Origin of the sequence: Alkalihalobacillus sp. R86527, assembly GCF_042466185.1 — a bacterium.
Lineage (GTDB): Bacteria > Bacillota > Bacilli > Bacillales > Guptibacillaceae > Guptibacillus.
This window is the reverse complement of the sequence record NZ_JAXHBW010000001.1, coordinates 3,618,667-3,633,428: the sequence shown is the minus strand read 5'-3', so window position 1 is coordinate 3,633,428 and position 14,762 is coordinate 3,618,667. Positions and strand designations below refer to the sequence as shown.

At 40.4% G+C, this 14,762-nt stretch carries 15 protein-coding genes; 9 read left to right on the top strand and 6 right to left on the bottom strand.

Going from position 1 to position 14,762, the window contains the following annotated elements; all coding sequences use genetic code 11:
* The first annotated feature begins 6 nt into the window (after positions 1-6).
* The 5 genes from SJY16_RS19025 (at position 7) to SJY16_RS19005 (ending at position 7,856) form a co-directional block, all read left to right on the top strand.
* Positions 7-1,164 (top strand): endonuclease, encoded by a 1,158-nt coding sequence (locus tag SJY16_RS19025; RefSeq protein WP_377891635.1) that lies wholly within the window; start codon positions 7-9, stop codon positions 1,162-1,164.
* A gap of 215 nt (positions 1,165-1,379) precedes the next feature.
* Complete coding sequence (locus SJY16_RS19020) at positions 1,380-2,747, top strand: sigma-54 interaction domain-containing protein (RefSeq protein WP_377891633.1); 1,368 nt, start codon at positions 1,380-1,382, stop codon at positions 2,745-2,747.
* Positions 2,748-2,858: 111 nt separating this feature from the next.
* Positions 2,859-4,256: a YjiH family protein gene (locus SJY16_RS19015; protein ID WP_377891631.1), complete on the top strand. Its 1,398-nt coding sequence runs from the start codon at positions 2,859-2,861 to the stop codon at positions 4,254-4,256.
* A gap of 22 nt (positions 4,257-4,278) precedes the next feature.
* On the top strand, positions 4,279-5,601 hold the full coding sequence (locus SJY16_RS19010) for an aspartate aminotransferase family protein (protein WP_377891629.1): 1,323 nt from the start codon (positions 4,279-4,281) through the stop codon (positions 5,599-5,601).
* A gap of 170 nt (positions 5,602-5,771) precedes the next feature.
* Positions 5,772-7,856, top strand: a complete 2,085-nt coding sequence (locus tag SJY16_RS19005) for a HelD family protein (RefSeq protein ID WP_377892344.1) — start codon at positions 5,772-5,774, stop codon at positions 7,854-7,856.
* 34 nt (positions 7,857-7,890) lie between these two features.
* Here the strand turns inward: SJY16_RS19005 and SJY16_RS19000 are convergent, their stop codons facing one another.
* Together SJY16_RS19000 and ytzI are read right to left on the bottom strand one after the other, a co-directional pair.
* Positions 7,891-8,082 carry a YwbE family protein gene (locus SJY16_RS19000; protein ID WP_377891627.1) on the bottom strand — a complete coding sequence of 64 codons (192 nt, stop codon included), beginning with the start codon at positions 8,080-8,082 and terminating at the stop codon, positions 7,891-7,893.
* On the bottom strand, positions 8,054-8,236 hold the full coding sequence (ytzI, locus tag SJY16_RS18995) for a YtzI protein (protein ID WP_377891625.1): 183 nt from the start codon (positions 8,234-8,236) through the stop codon (positions 8,054-8,056). The genes SJY16_RS19000 and ytzI overlap by 29 nt, the downstream gene beginning before the upstream one ends.
* 334 nt (positions 8,237-8,570) lie before the next feature.
* On the opposite strand from ytzI, the gene SJY16_RS18990 reads away from it, so the two are divergent.
* Positions 8,571-9,422 (top strand): YitT family protein, encoded by an 852-nt coding sequence (locus SJY16_RS18990; protein WP_377891623.1) that lies wholly within the window; start codon positions 8,571-8,573, stop codon positions 9,420-9,422.
* A 41-nt stretch (positions 9,423-9,463) separates the two neighbouring features.
* On the opposite strand, the gene SJY16_RS18985 is transcribed toward SJY16_RS18990, so the two are convergent.
* Both SJY16_RS18985 and SJY16_RS18980 read right to left on the bottom strand, forming a co-directional pair.
* Entirely contained in the window at positions 9,464-10,195 is a 732-nt protein-coding gene (locus SJY16_RS18985; protein ID WP_377891621.1) for a TspO/MBR family protein, read from the bottom strand.
* A 123-nt stretch (positions 10,196-10,318) separates the two neighbouring features.
* The gene (locus SJY16_RS18980) at positions 10,319-11,350 is read right to left on the bottom strand and encodes an NADP-dependent oxidoreductase (RefSeq protein WP_377891619.1); all 1,032 of its coding nucleotides are present in this window, start codon (positions 11,348-11,350) and stop codon (positions 10,319-10,321) included.
* A 170-nt stretch (positions 11,351-11,520) separates the two neighbouring features.
* On the opposite strand from SJY16_RS18980, the gene SJY16_RS18975 reads away from it, so the two are divergent.
* Positions 11,521-12,225: a YqjF family protein gene (locus SJY16_RS18975; protein ID WP_377891618.1), complete on the top strand. Its 705-nt coding sequence runs from the start codon at positions 11,521-11,523 to the stop codon at positions 12,223-12,225.
* A gap of 33 nt (positions 12,226-12,258) precedes the next feature.
* Here the strand turns inward: SJY16_RS18975 and rarD are convergent, their stop codons facing one another.
* The gene (gene rarD, locus SJY16_RS18970; RefSeq protein ID WP_377891616.1) at positions 12,259-13,206 is read right to left on the bottom strand and encodes an EamA family transporter RarD; all 948 of its coding nucleotides are present in this window, start codon (positions 13,204-13,206) and stop codon (positions 12,259-12,261) included.
* A 123-nt stretch (positions 13,207-13,329) separates the two neighbouring features.
* Between rarD and SJY16_RS18965 the strand changes: the two genes are divergently transcribed.
* Complete coding sequence (locus SJY16_RS18965) at positions 13,330-14,022, top strand: VCBS repeat-containing protein (RefSeq protein WP_377891614.1); 693 nt, start codon at positions 13,330-13,332, stop codon at positions 14,020-14,022.
* A gap of 32 nt (positions 14,023-14,054) precedes the next feature.
* Here the strand turns inward: SJY16_RS18965 and SJY16_RS18960 are convergent, their stop codons facing one another.
* Complete coding sequence (locus tag SJY16_RS18960; RefSeq protein ID WP_377891612.1) at positions 14,055-14,180, bottom strand: DUF2639 domain-containing protein; 126 nt, start codon at positions 14,178-14,180, stop codon at positions 14,055-14,057.
* 190 nt (positions 14,181-14,370) lie between these two features.
* Here SJY16_RS18960 and SJY16_RS18955 point away from each other — a divergent pair, with 190 nt between their 5' ends.
* On the top strand, positions 14,371-14,736 hold the full coding sequence (locus SJY16_RS18955; protein WP_377891611.1) for a DnaJ family domain-containing protein: 366 nt from the start codon (positions 14,371-14,373) through the stop codon (positions 14,734-14,736).
* Positions 14,737-14,762 lie beyond the last annotated feature (26 nt).

The window sequence follows — 14,762 nt, the reverse complement described above, 5'->3', positions numbered from 1 at the left end:
TTCCATATGACTACTGCTAGAAATCGTGTACTTGTTACTGTTTTAATCATGATCGCCATTTCGCTGACCTTTTTGTATATGTCGATCACACCTTCAAATGCATCGGGCTCAGGCACTTCTTCATCACCTTATTCAGTTGCACAGGGAATAGCGAATCAGGGAGAAACAGGTGTAACGGTAGAGGGATATATTGTTGGGAAACCAGAATCGACAACTTCTGTTTCGACGAGTAACTTTCAAGATAATTATGCTATGGCGATCTCCGATCAAGCTGGAGAGTCGAACATGGAGGATATGTTGTTTGTCCAGATTCCTTCACAGTTTAGAAGCGAGTTTGGGTTGAAGAGCAACCCTGAATTAATGGGAGAAAAAATTAAGATTACTGGTTCTTTGGCTGATTATTTTGCCCATCCAGGTGAGAAGAATGCTTCCGAAATGGAGTTGGTAGAAGGTAGCAGCGGAGATGGTGGCAATGGGGATTATGAAGAATACTATAGTTCCGCAGAAGGCAAGAGCGGAAACTCTTTAAAATCAGAACTCCATTCAGTCATCGATGATCATACAGAACTTTCATATAGTCAGGTTTGGGATGCTCTCCGAGTAACAGATGAGGATCCAATGAATACAAACAACGTTCTCTTGCTTTACAGCGGTCAATCGAAAAGTAAGTATGAGAATGGTGGGAACGTTGACGATTGGAACCGTGAACACGTTTGGGCAAAATCTCACGGAGATTTTGGAACTGCAATGGGACCAGGTACCGATATCCATCACTTGCGACCTACTGATGTAACAGTGAACGGTTCACGAGGAAATTTAGATTTTGATAATGGTGGTTCTCAAAATTCTGAGGCACCAGGTAATTATTACGACAGTGATTCATGGGAACCTCGTGATAGTGTAAAAGGCGATGTCGCGAGAATGATTTTTTATATGGCTGTTCGATATGAAGGAGATAGTGGGGAAGTAGATCTTGAGGTGAACGATCAAGTCAGCAACGGCTCCTCGCCTTATATAGGAAAAGTATCTGTACTTAAAACATGGCATGAATCTGATCCAGTAGATGATTTTGAAAGAAATCGTAACGAAGTGATTTACAGTCAATATCAGCACAACCGAAATCCATTTATCGATCACCCTGAATGGGTAGAATCAATCTGGTAGAAGTAACGCGCCCGTTTTCCTCATATGGAAAACGGGTGCTTTTTTATTTTATTTTTTTCTCCATGCTTTTTTGTGAACAAATGTAGTACATACACAGGTATGTTAAAATTGATATCAGACTATTCAAAAATGAATAGTTTGAAACCCTTTATTTATAGAGTTTAACTTAAGTTTATAAAAAAATTATTCATAATTGAATAGCAGGTGGGATCAACATGGATGCATGGAATGAGTATAAGGCGATTTTTCATTCACTACAGGATGATATTCTAGTGACGGATCCAAGTGGAATTATTGTCAAAGCGAGTGAGGGAACAGGCACAGTGTACGGTGTGAAAGCAGGAGATTTGATGGGTCGCTCGGTATATGAGCTTGAGAAGGAAGGGCTGTTTACGCCTCTTGCTACTCCGATGGTTGTCGAATCGAATAAAAGAGTAACGTTTGTTCAGACGGGTCCTAAAGGGCAACAGCTTCTTGTAACGGGTCTTCCGGTTCACGATGAAGGTGGAAAGCTAATACGGATTGTTAGCTACTCTCACGACGTTACCGAATTGATGGAGATCAAAGCAGGAATGGAAGAAATGTCGGCAGAAATGGAGAGAGTTCGTAATGAACTCAATTGGCTTAAATCACAGCAGGATACAGTCGATGGCATTATCGGTCGAAGTGAAGATATAAGAAAACTAGTGGCGACTGCTAAGCAAATCTCAGGAGTAGATGTAAATGTCCTACTATTAGGAGAATCAGGAGTAGGAAAATCAGAAATGGCTCGTTTTATTCATAAGAATAGTGAGCGAAAGGAGCAGCCTTTTATTGAAGTGAATTGCGGTGCAATACCCGAATCGCTTTTTGAAGCAGAGCTTTTTGGCTATGAAGATGGTGCATTTACTGGAGCGAGAAAAGGCGGTCGTATGGGCTTAGCAGAATTGGCAGCGGGCGGAACGTTGTTTTTCGATGAAGTGGGAGAACTGTCATTATCAAACCAGGTGAAAGTGTTAAAGCTTATTCAAGAAAAAAGGTTCTATCGAGTAGGTGGGAGAAAGGAAATTCACTCCGATTTTCGGCTTATAAGTGCGACAAATCGTGATTTAGTGAAAGCAGTTTCTGAAAAATTGTTTCGTGAAGATTTATACTTCCGTCTTAATGTCGTGCCGATTACTCTTACGCCATTAAGAGATAGAAGAGAGGACATTATCCCCCTGATTCACAACTTATTAAACAAGTTTTGTCAGCAATACAACCGAAAGAGAGTCATGGATAAAAAGGTGCTTCATGAATTAAGTCAACTTGATTGGAGAGGAAACGTTAGGGAATTAATGAATTTAATCGAGCGGGTTGTGGTCACATCCAATACACCTATTATTCAATTAGAAGATCTACCAGAACCATACCGATTGGAAGAGGATAGCTATTCAGAAATGAATAATTTTCGTGAGAGCTTACAAGAATCACTAGAAAAAGTGGAAAAAAGGAAACTAGAAGAAGCGAAACGGAGTTTTAGAACCACTACCAAAATGGCAGAAGCACTAGGCATCAGCCAGCCAAGCGTGGTAAGAAAGATGAAAAAATACAGAATTAACTGACAATTGGCACGCATCTTGCATTAAAAAGAAGAGAAGGAGTAAATCTCTTCTTGCTTCTTTTAAATTAATATGCAAGAATTTGTATTAATATTAAATTGAGGAGCGTGACCAATGGAAGCGAAACAACAAAGCAAATATACGGTAGAAGGAGCAGGGAAAGGTGAGCTATCAAATCACCCTTTAAGTCATTACTTATGGTTTTTGATTCCATCTTTGATCGGTGTTCTATTATTTCTTGTTCCAATACCGTTTAAAGGGAAAATCACAATCGGTGTTGGGATCATGGCTGAATCCATTCAATCAAGCCTTGAGTCTGTGCTTCCAGGACTGATGACGATCGTATTAATTATTTCTGCTATCATTCCTATATTTACAAAGATATTTGAACCGAAATCGATTATGCTACGCCCGTTTCTTAAGCAACTATTCTATGTAAATTGGTTCTGGGTTGCTACCAGAATGATAGGTGCGCTTTTCGCAGTTATGACGCTATACAAATTTGGTCCTGAATTCGTCATTTCAGATGTTTCAGGTGGAACAATGCTTTATGCACTTGTGCCAGTACTTGCTGCTTGGTTCTTGTTTGCGGGTCTCTTGATGCCACTTCTTCTTGAATTTGGATTGATGGACTTTATTGGTACATCACTTCAACGCGTGATGCGCCCATTATTCAAGCTACCAGGACGTTCCTCAATTGATGCTCTTGCCTCTTGGATGGGAGCGGGTACGGTTGGTGTACTAATTACAACAAAACAGTATGAAGAAGGGTACTATACGAAACGAGAAGCAGCTGTCATTGCGACAAACTTCTCAATCAACTCAATCGCATTTAGTTTAGTAGTTATTAGTTTCATAGGACTTGAGGATATGTTCGTTCCATTTTACTCAACAGTTGTAGTGGCAGGACTTATCGCAGCAGTTGTGTGTCCAAGAATTCCACCCCTATCACGAAAAGAAGATACGTATTATGAAGTAACCGGTAAGCAAATTTCTGAAGATGTTCCAGAAGGTGTATCCAATTACAGATGGGGACTAGAAAAGGCATTAGAGAAGGCTTCTCATGTCAAAGGTGTAAAACAGGTTGCTCGCCAGGGGCTGCATACTGTACTAGATATTTATTTTGCCCTCATTCCGCTTGTCATGGCACTAGGAACAATCGCTTTGATCATTGCAGAATTCACGCCTTTCTTTACATATTTAGCAATGCCGATCGTCCCGATTCTTCAATGGATGCAAATTCCTGAAGCGGCAGCAGCGGCACCAGCGATGTTAGTTGGTTTTGCTGATATGTTCTTACCAGCTGTTATTGGAACAGGGATCGAGAGCGAGCTTACTCGATTCGTCATTGCAGCAGTTTCGTTAACACAGCTAATTTACATGTCTGAAATTGGTATATTGCTAGTGAAGTCAAAGATACCGATCTCTGTTCTTGAATTAGCAATCATCTTTATCCAAAGAACCATTATTACATTGCCAATCATCGTGGTGATGGCTCACTTTTTCTTTTAACTGACACCTTAAGGAGGACATTATGAATCCATCATTTGAAGAAAGATACAACAGAATGTCAGAACTATTAGCACCAAGCATGGCGAAAGATCATCCGAACCTTCCAGTAGTTAAAGAAGAAGGTTGCTACTACTATGGTGCTGACGGAACGAAATATTTAGACTTTACCTCAGGAATTGCCGTAGCCAATACAGGACACCGTCATCCAAAGGTTGTCGAGGCGATTAAAAAAGGCGCTGATTCGCTTATGCACGGCCCATCAGGCGTCATTATGTATGATTCGATTTTGGATTTAGCTGAACGTCTTGGTGGCATCATGCCGCCGAATCTTGATTGCTTTTTCTTCGCCAACAGCGGTACAGAAGCGATCGAAGGTGCGTTAAAGCTAGCAAAATATGTGACGAAGCGCCAATACGTCGTCTCATTTACAGGGTGCTTCCACGGACGTTCTCTTGGTGCGCTAGGAGTAAGTACATCTAAAAGTAAATATCGTAAGTTTCTACAACCGAATGGGTTAACCTATCAACTTCCATTCGCAGACGCGAAAGCTTGCCCAGAAGGAGAAGACCCTGGAGAATATTGTGCTACTGAGCTTGAAAAAGATGTAGAGCGTTTATTTGATCATCAAGTTACACCCGAAGAAGTAGCTTGTATGATTGTGGAACCGATTCTAGGTGAAGGTGGATATATTATTCCACCGAAGGAATGGCTACAGAAAGTTCGCGAAATCTGTGATCGTCATGGCATTCTTCTTATCTTTGATGAAGTTCAGACTGGGTTTGGACGAACAGGTGACTGGTTCGCAGCACAGACATTTGATGTAACCCCTGATATTATGGCGATCGCTAAGGGAATTGCATCAGGTATGCCACTTAGTGCAACCGTTGCATCGAAAGAACTGATGAGTCAATGGCCGATGGGAACTCATGGAACAACGTTCGGTGGAAATCCGATCGCCTGTGAAGCAGCTATAGCTACTCTTGAAGTGATTGAGGAAGAAAACCTTCTGGATAATTCAAAGAATATGGGAGCATATGCACTTGAAGGATTGGAGCAGATTAAATCTAGACATTCAGTAATCGGTGAAGTCAGAGGCGTAGGCCTTATGATTGGCATCGAAATCATCGATCCGAAAACAGGTGCACCAGATGGAGATGGTATGATGAGAATCCTGGACTTATCACTAGAAAAGGGTGTGCTGTTCTATCTTTGTGGGAAGCATCAGGAAGTCATTCGGATGATTCCACCGCTTATCGTTTCAAAAGAACAGATTGATGAAGGATTGCGAGTGTTTGAAGAAGCAGTGCTTGCATTTGAAAAAGAAAGTCATCCTGTGAGTGTATAAAGGAAGAGGCTCTTGCCGTTTTACGGCGAGAGTTTTTTTGTGCAGATCAAACGAATTTAAAATTTTCCGAAAATATACTGTTGTTTGGGAGTATTTGTGATAATATAAGATTTCTGTCTCTACTATCGAGATAAATATCTCTAAAGGAGGTAACTGAATTGGATGAACGAATTCAAAGTGCCTATCGTGAAGAGAAGCAGCAACTCAGCCAAATCGCTGCGGAGATTAATAAGCAAAAAGAAAAACTCAAACAGTACCCTAAATATTCTGGTGATGATGTTACTGAACAAGTTCTTGAAAGTATTCGTGAGCAGAATCGATCGTCGTTACAAATTGCATCGAAAGAGCCGTACTTTGCTCGGATGGACTTCCAGGAAGACAGCAAAGAGTCCAAAGCGTACTACATAGGTAAGGTAGGCGTTGCTGATGATGAAACACAGGAAACGCTAGTAGTCGATTGGAGAGCACCTGTTGCCAGTATGTTCTATTCGTTTACTGGTGGGGAGGAAGAAGCTTATTACCAATCCCCGGATGGTATCGTAGAGGGCAATATCGAGTTAAAGAGAAACATCGTGATACGAGATCAAACGCTTCAACGAGTTGTTGATTCATATGTAGAAGGTAGCGAGGATCTCTCAGGTTCTGACGAGTATTTGTTGTATCGATTGAGTGAGACGAAAGATAACAAGTTACGAGATATCGTCTCCACGATTCAAGCTAAACAAAATGATATTATCCGAGCGGAGCGAACGACTCCTCTCATTATTCAGGGGGTTGCAGGAAGTGGGAAAACAACGGTTGCTCTTCACCGACTCGCCTATCTCCTCTATGAATATCGTGAAACCGTTACAGCGGACCGCATGATCATCTTTGCACCAAACCGCATGTTTCTTGATTATATTTCTGGAGTTCTTCCAGAGCTTGGAGTAGGAGGGATTCAGCAGTCTACTTTTGCGGATTGGGTTATTCAAAAACTAGATGACAAGGTATCTATAGACGATTCAAACATGCAAATCAATAAATGGTTCGCGGATGAAGAGGAACGGCCGTCTTTTGAAAAGAGTGAGGGCAGATTAAAGGGCTCGATTCACTTTAAAGAATGGATTGATGATGCACTTCAATCATTCTCAGAATCAATTGGTACTCCTGGCGAGTTCGTAGCATGGAAAGGTGCTTTCATACCATCTAAGAAGATAACAGTTTGGATGAATGACCTCTCTGTGTATCCAGTTGGAAAACGACGAGAGATGCTGATGAACCGTATCAAGCTTTGGATAAAAGATGAAGTGAAGAAAATAGAGGGAAGCCACCTTCAGAAAGAATATCGGAAAGTTGCTAATAAAGAACTGAATGCATACTTTAAACAATGGCCAAAACACACCGCGTTTACATTTTACAAAATGTTATTTCAAAATAAGTCAGAAGGTACGGAAAAGGCAAGTGTATTACCGAATGAAATGGTTAAACAAACACAGAAAAGACTAAGGGAAAAGAAGGTCTCCGCTGAAGACCTTGCACCACTGTTATACTTGCAGTTCATGATATTTGGAATAAAAGATGAAGATAAGATTCAGCACGCTGTTATTGATGAGGCGCAGGATTTTTCTCCATTTCAAATCGCTTTACTACAGAAAGTGAATCGCAGTCAGTCATTCACAATCCTAGGTGATTTAGCCCAAGGTATTCATGGCTATCAGGGAATTCATACCTGGAGTGAATTTAGGAATTTATTTAAGGGAAGAGAACTCTATATGGAACTTGAACAGAGTTACCGATCAACAGTTGAAATCATTGAGTATGCAAACAACATCATCTCTCGAGCGAACGTACCTGTTCGGCCTGCAATTCCGGTGTTTCGAAGTGGCAAAAGCGTGAATGTGCACCGTATTCGCGATCATCGGATACCACAGTTACTCGAAACTGCTAAAGAGATGGAAATACGAGGGATGAAGACAATTGCGCTTGTTGGTAGGACGGCTCATGAATGTCAGCTTCTTTTCAACGAATTTGAAAAAGAAAACATTGAAGCGAATTTGATTACCGTCGACGATCGTTCCTATTCTGGTGGAATCTCCATTACGCCGATCTACCTCACAAAAGGGCTGGAATTTGATGCGGTTATATTAGCCGATGCTTCAGAAACATGCTACAAAGATAACGCACAGGATGCAAAGCTGCTGTATGTAGGGTGTACACGTGCACTTCATGAACTTAGTGTGTTTTATAACGGACAGCTATCACCATTAATAAAGTAGAAAAAAGAGATCAGGCATGCCTGATCTCTTTTTTCTATAGTATGCTTTTGACCCTGCCGACCTGCCCATCTTCAAGACGAACTTTGATGCCGTGAGGATGAGTAGAAGATTTTGTTAGGATATCTTTCACAATGCCTTTCGTTACCTTCCCAGTGCGCTGGTCTTTCTTCAATACAATTTCAACTTCTTTACCTGGTTCAATGTTGCTTCGATTTTGTCCGTTCATTTTCTTCCTCCTCATCATGAGAATGGTTCTTATCTTCAGGGAGCGGATCCACTGTATGTTTGACGCTATATCCTTTGGAAACAGCTAGACCGAAGGCTGCCGCTATAATAATCGTCATAATGACTACAACAATAATGATCGATGTTATGACCACGGGAAAGCTCCTTTCGTGTCTTTTGCCTCTACTTTACCACGATTGATTCGTGAAAGGTAGAAATAGTGAAGGAATGTGAGGGAAATCTCAGATGTTAAACAAACGTTTGATTGAAAAAACTGAGGTGGTAAAACTTGTCGATTTAGTTAGATAATTATGAATATAATTGCTAATTATTGTCGAAATACCTAAATATCGTAGTAATAAGTGCCTATTTTGAAACTGGAAACGTTTGCTTATGAAATCTTAGGTTTAAGCTGTTTACAAACCTATGAATCCCTATTATAATCCCGATTGTGCTTATGAAACGAAAACAAAACAACGGGAGGGATACATGATGCTTCATCACATCAAAACATATCTGCTTATCACGCTAGGGGCGCTCGGTGTAGCCACCCACGTACATTTTTTCCTTTCTCCAAACAGTCTCGCAACGGGGGGAGTCAGCGGTTTGTCGATCGTGATGAACCATTTGGTCCCAAACTTATCGGTCGGTATGTTCATGATCATCTTAAACGCAGTGCTTTTGTTAGTTGGAATTCTGTTTCTCGGTCCCAAATTTGGAGTTAAAACGATTTATTCAAGCTTTGCTTTATCGTTAGCTGTTTGGTTGTTCGAACGATTTATCCCAGTAACTCAACCATTTAGCCAGGACATTCTTATTCAATTAATTATTGGTCAATGTATCGCAGCTGCGGGCATGGGACTTGTCTTTCATCAAAAAGCATCAACAGGTGGTACTGATATCATCGCAATGATTCTAAATAAGTATTTTTCAATCGAAGTTGGTAAGGGAGTATTGATCTCTGACATTTCGATTGCATTGCTTTCCATTTTCTTGTTCGGTCCTGAAATTGGTATGTATGCGATCTTTGGTGTTATTTTGAATGGATTTGTGATCGACTATACGATTCAAGCCTTTGAGGCAAAGAAAGAAATTGTTATTATTAGTAAAGAGAGCGAAGAAATCCGTACGTTCATCGTTAATGAAATAGGTAAAGGCGCAACGATTCATACAGCTCGGGGTGCATTTACTTCAGACGAAAAAGAAGTGATCACAACCATTCTAGGAAGAAAAGATTTGCTTAAGCTGAAAAAGCATGTAGGTAATGTTGATCACAAGGCATTTATTACGGTGCATAGTATGAAAGAAATACTTGGACAAGACTTTAAATCACTCGCATAAAATAGATAAAACCCCCTTTCCAATGCGAAAGGGGGTTTCTGTTATTTCTTGAATTGCTTCACCATGTAGATAATGGTCGATAGGGTGATGATGGTTGCTAGACAATAGGCAGTGAAAACAACGGTCTGTACGTCTGTATCTTTGTTTTGAACGCCAATGCCAATCAATGCCCATACGATGACAAGCGGATACACCCAGTCGTTTTCGTATACCAAAAAATAACTAGCGAGTAAGGATGCTACGATCATTAGTAGAATTGTCCAAAATGAGGCTGAGAGACCAAAACCATTCCAATCGATATTAGTTAAGAAGTAGCTTATATTTGCAATGGTCGCAACGCTAATCCATCCTAGATAAACAGAAAAAGGTAAGAGATCCCAAAACGAAGCATCTGACGCTTTGACTTTCATGTAAAGGCGAATGAGTGTTAGGAGTAATAAAATCATGATAATCACAGACGCTCCAAAGTTCTCGTAATGCCACATGAAGATCCAAAGGCTATTTAATAAGCAGCTTAAAACAAACAGACTGCTGGTTTCTTGATAAACAGGGAGGTTTCTTCTGGCTTTAGGAAATTGCCGAAGTATCCATAATCCAAGTAGAAGATAGATGAGACTCCAGATACTGAACACGTAACCTGCTGGTGTGAATAGCACATTGAGTTTATTTGAAATTTCTCCTGTGGTTTGTCCATTTAGCGGTATGATGTTTGCCAGTGCATTCACGGTAATGACGAGTAAGTAAGCGAGAATGTTAAGGAGTAGTTTTGCCATCGTTGCCCTCCTGGAAATAGTTTATTAGTAAATACTATTCCTCTATGATTGGACAGATAACCATCATGATAGGTTGAGAAACAAAAATGGCCCGCTTTCCATTGGAAGGCGGGCCAAATTTCTTTAATTATGTGGAAGTACTGCAATGTCTGGATCTGCGACTTTTACAATTTGCTTCCCAAGGTTTTTCCCCTGGAATAGTCCAAGAAAAGCATCAGGAACACGATTGAATCCTTCAACGATTGTTTCTTCGTATGTGAGCTGACCTTCTTTTAACCACTTACCAAGTGCTTCTGCACCTTCTTGATAGCGGTTTGCGTAATCAGCCACAACGAAACCTTTCATGAGCGCACTTGATTTGATTAGCTTTGTTTGTACACGTGGTCCGAGGTCTTGTTCCTTTTTATTATAAGAAGAAATCGCACCACAAACTGGAATGCGTGCAAATTTGTTTAGTAAACTGATCGCTGCATCACCAATCTCGCCACCAACGTTCTCATAATAAACATCGATGCCATTTGGACATGCGTTTTTAAGTGCTTCGTATACGTTGGAAGTTTTGTAATTGATGCCTTCATCAAAGCCTAACGTATTTGTAATATAATCAACTTTCTCGTCGGAACCAGCGATGCCGACAACTCGACAGCCTTTTATCTTAGCGATTTGTCCTACGACAGAACCTACTGCCCCAGCTGCACCAGAAACAACGACTGTTTCCCCTTCTTGTGGCTGACCAATGTCTAGTAAGCCGAAGTAAGCTGTAAGACCAGGCATCCCTAGAACACCTAGATGGGTACTTACAGGAGCTGCTTCTGGGTCTACTTTACGAACATTGTCTTCTGCTGCGACTGAATACTCTTGCCAGCCCAAATGTCCGATTACGACGTCGCCTTCTTTGAAGCTCTCTGATTTAGATTGAATTACTTCTGCGATTACACCGCCATTAATCGCCTCATCAAGCTGAAACGGTGCAACATAGGATTTTGCATCTGTCATTCTTCCTCTCATGTAAGGGTCTACTGAAAGGTAAAGGGTTTTAAGAAGAACTTCTCCATTCTCCGGTGATGGTATAGCTGTTTCTACAAAGTTAAAATGCTCATCAGATGGCATTCCCTCAGGACGTTTAGCGAGTTGGATTTGTTGTTGTTTTGCCATTAATAATCCCTCCAAGTATTGATTGAATGGTCATTCATTATTTCTAATTGAACGTTATCACATTCACGGATCGTTATACAAAGTTTTTGCTCTGTATCCATTCTCGCCTATTGTTAATGGAAGTGCTAAGTAGACATGGGATAAGCTAGTAGATAATAGGAGGGGTCCACATGAATAACCGTAAGGGTTGGATAATGAAGCAAACTTGGCGCGACTTACTCTTTCTGCATTGGCCTGTTGATCGATCATGGCTAAAGAACCTACTCCCTAAAGAGTTGGAGGTAGATCCATTCGATGGTGAAGCATGGATTGGAATCGTACCGTTTGAAATGAGTGGAATCAGATTCAGAGGCTTTCCATCTGTACCATTTGCATCGAATTTATTAGAATTAAATGTTAGAACGTATGTTAAATACGGAAATAAAAGAGGCGTTTATTTTTTTAGCCTGGATGCTAGCCATGATCTAGGGGTTTGGATGGCGCGGTCTATCTTTCATCTTCCTTATTATCGCGCTACACAGTCTAAGTCTGAACAAAATGGTGAGTTTCACTTTAGGAGTATTCGTACTCACCGAGGTGCAAAGCAAAGTCATTTTCAAATTAGATATAAACCGATAGGTGCCCCTTATGAAACCATAAGAGAGAATCTTGATTTCTGGTTAACTGAACGAGAATGCTTATTTGTCGTTCATAAAGGAAAGGTGTATCAAGGGGATATAAAGCATGAGAGATGGCCGATACAAAAAGCGACGTTCAACATCGTAGAAGATACTCTGTCTGATGGCTATTTCTTTACGAAAGAGAAAGCGATTGCTCATTTCTCAAGCTCAGTTACGACTCACCTCTGGCCATTTAAACGGGTATCTGAACCTTAAAACCCCCGAAAGCTTAGCTTACCGGGGGTTTCTTTATGAGGATTCGTAGGAATGTTTTTGGTGCAGTCGACCTGGCTCAAACCTTCGCAATAGTTTCGTTTTTGAAAGTGTAAAGATTAGAAGTGCGATCCATATGAGTGAAAAACTGATTGCATGAGCAGTTGTAAAGGATTCCCCATATAGAAAAACGCCTTGAATAAGCATAAGAGTTGGCGCGATGTACTGAAGAAAACCAATTAGTGAAAGAGAAATGCGGTTTGCCCCTGTCGCAAACAATAATAACGGTATGGCAGTAACGACACCGGCACCAAACAGTAAGAGCATTATTGTTGCATCACTTGCATAAATCGCTTCAGACATGCTGTTCGTTGTAGCAGTGAGATAGAAAATCGCAAAAGGTGTAATTAACATTGTTTCAATTGCGAGTCCGATCATTGCTCCTAATTTAGCTGTTTTCTTTAATAGTCCATAGAGGCCGAAGCTCATTGCAAGTATTAAAGATACCCAAGGGATCTCTCCGAACTGAAACACAAGGTTTAAAACTCCCATAGTAGCAAGAAGTACAGAAATGAACTGCCAGAATGATAGTCGTTCTTTTAGAAAAAGAATACCAAGAAGTACACTGATCAGAGGATTTATATAGTATCCAAGGCTCGTTTGAATCACGTGATCGTTATTAACAGCCCAAATGAATGCGAACCAATTTATTGTTATAAAGAGGGATGCAAAGGTGATCGATGCGATTTTTTTGGGTTGTTTTGATAGTTGGATAAGTTCTTTCCAAAAGGAAGAGCCCTTTCCTAAAACCAGCAAAATCCCCATCATAAATACAAATGACCAGATGATACGATGGGCGAGTACAGCTTCAGAGGGCACTTCTGAAACAAGCTTCCAGTATAAAGGAAGAATTCCCCAAAGAAGGTATGCTCCTGCACCACTTGCAATCCCTATTGCATGTTCTTTATGAAAATCGGACTTCATAGTTCCCCTCATTTCCCCTTATTTATCTGATTAAGTTTATATCTATTTCCATCCGATTACAACGAAAAGAAACTGAGTTTTCAACATATATATATTGAGTGGATAAAAGGGGGGTGGGAAAGAGTGTATAGGGAACGAAAATTAATTGATCAGCAAATTGGTGACGTAACAGGAGATGGCTTTCCAGATGTGGTGAGTTTGACGGGGGCGAATCCTTTTCCAGATACACCGCTAGTCGATCAGGTTGTGCTTACTATTAAAGATGGGAAGGATCATCAGGAAGTTTCATTTGCTTTACCAGGTAGTAGTGGGTATAACCCAACACTATACCTTGGGCACTTTACGTCACAGAATGTGAACGAAATTCTCATAAGGACTGATTCTGGTGGGAGTGGGGGCATTACGTATGATTTTCTATATTCCTATGATCAGCAGAATTTAAGGTTGCTTTTTGATAATGAGAGTTTCACGAATGCTTTCACCTATACTGTGAAATATTTAGACTACTATCAGGCAGAAATAAGGAATGAAACGCTTAATAAAACGTATATTGTGAATTTATTGTATAAAGGGAAGGAGTATTTATCAGAGATTTATAATACCGACGGAAAATTAATAGAACCGATCAGCGGATATGTCAATGCACCGGGTGGTGTGTATCCAATTGATTATCAGCGTGATGGAATCAATGAGTTGCTCGTGTATCAACGAGTTGTTGGAAGGTATAATGCGGATGGATTAGGGGTTCTGTCCACCCCGCTCCAATGGCGGAGTGATGGTTTTGTGCCTATGTATCAAACCCTTTGTATTTATTGATATGTAAAACGGGGGAAGCCCCCGTTTTTGTCTTATTGTTGCTCTAGAAGACTTCTAAGAACGTGTTTTTTGTATTTCTCAATCTTACGTCCTTCGATGTAACGTACATCTTGCTTTTTAAGTTCTTCTACGTACCAACCTTTGCTATCGTAATGCATTTGAAACATCCTTTCTCTATATCGTATTCGTATAAGGAGTATTCTTTAAATCCCAACCGTTGACTATGGTAACATCATGCCTTTTATCTGAAAAGGGTTATTTGCAAATTCACTAAGAGAAATTTCTTTGCGCATATTTCATGACAAACCAACGCGAAAATTGGATAATAAATGAAAGGAGGAATGAGTCTTGGATATAGCCTGGCTGATAGCGGAGGACAAAATAAAAACTGCTATTAAAAACGGAGAGTTCAATGATCTCCCCGGAAAAGGAAAGCCACAGAAACTTGAGGATATGTCTAGCATTCCTGAAGAATTGCGAATCGCATACAAGGTATTAAAAAACAGCGGTTATCTTCCTGAAGAATCGCAATTGAAAAAAGAGCTTTCCACTCTAGAAGAACTTCTAGAAAGTTGCAGCGATGAAGAAGACAAGGTTCATATTAAAAGGAAAATATCTGCAAACCAACTTAAGTACGACCAGCTCATGAATGAAAGGTTATCAAAGCAAGCGCCTGAATATCACGAACAAGTAAAAACAAGACTAACTAGATGAACACTTATCATACTTGATTGATAAGT

Coding starts and splice junctions, on each gene's coding strand:
- SJY16_RS19025 (WP_377891635.1), top strand. CDS start 7: ATGACTACTGCTAGAAATCGTGTACTTGTTACTGTTTTAATCATGATC.
- SJY16_RS19020 (WP_377891633.1), top strand. CDS start 1,380: ATGGATGCATGGAATGAGTATAAGGCGATTTTTCATTCACTACAGGAT.
- SJY16_RS19015 (WP_377891631.1), top strand. CDS start 2,859: ATGGAAGCGAAACAACAAAGCAAATATACGGTAGAAGGAGCAGGGAAA.
- SJY16_RS19010 (WP_377891629.1), top strand. CDS start 4,279: ATGAATCCATCATTTGAAGAAAGATACAACAGAATGTCAGAACTATTA.
- SJY16_RS19000 (WP_377891627.1), bottom strand. CDS start 8,082: ATGAACGGACAAAATCGAAGCAACATTGAACCAGGTAAAGAAGTTGAA.
- SJY16_RS18990 (WP_377891623.1), top strand. CDS start 8,571: ATGATGCTTCATCACATCAAAACATATCTGCTTATCACGCTAGGGGCG.
- SJY16_RS18985 (WP_377891621.1), bottom strand. CDS start 10,195: ATGGCAAAACTACTCCTTAACATTCTCGCTTACTTACTCGTCATTACC.
- SJY16_RS18980 (WP_377891619.1), bottom strand. CDS start 11,350: ATGGCAAAACAACAACAAATCCAACTCGCTAAACGTCCTGAGGGAATG.
- SJY16_RS18975 (WP_377891618.1), top strand. CDS start 11,521: ATGAATAACCGTAAGGGTTGGATAATGAAGCAAACTTGGCGCGACTTA.
- rarD (WP_377891616.1), bottom strand. CDS start 13,206: ATGAAGTCCGATTTTCATAAAGAACATGCAATAGGGATTGCAAGTGGT.
- SJY16_RS18960 (WP_377891612.1), bottom strand. CDS start 14,180: ATGCATTACGATAGCAAAGGTTGGTACGTAGAAGAACTTAAAAAGCAA.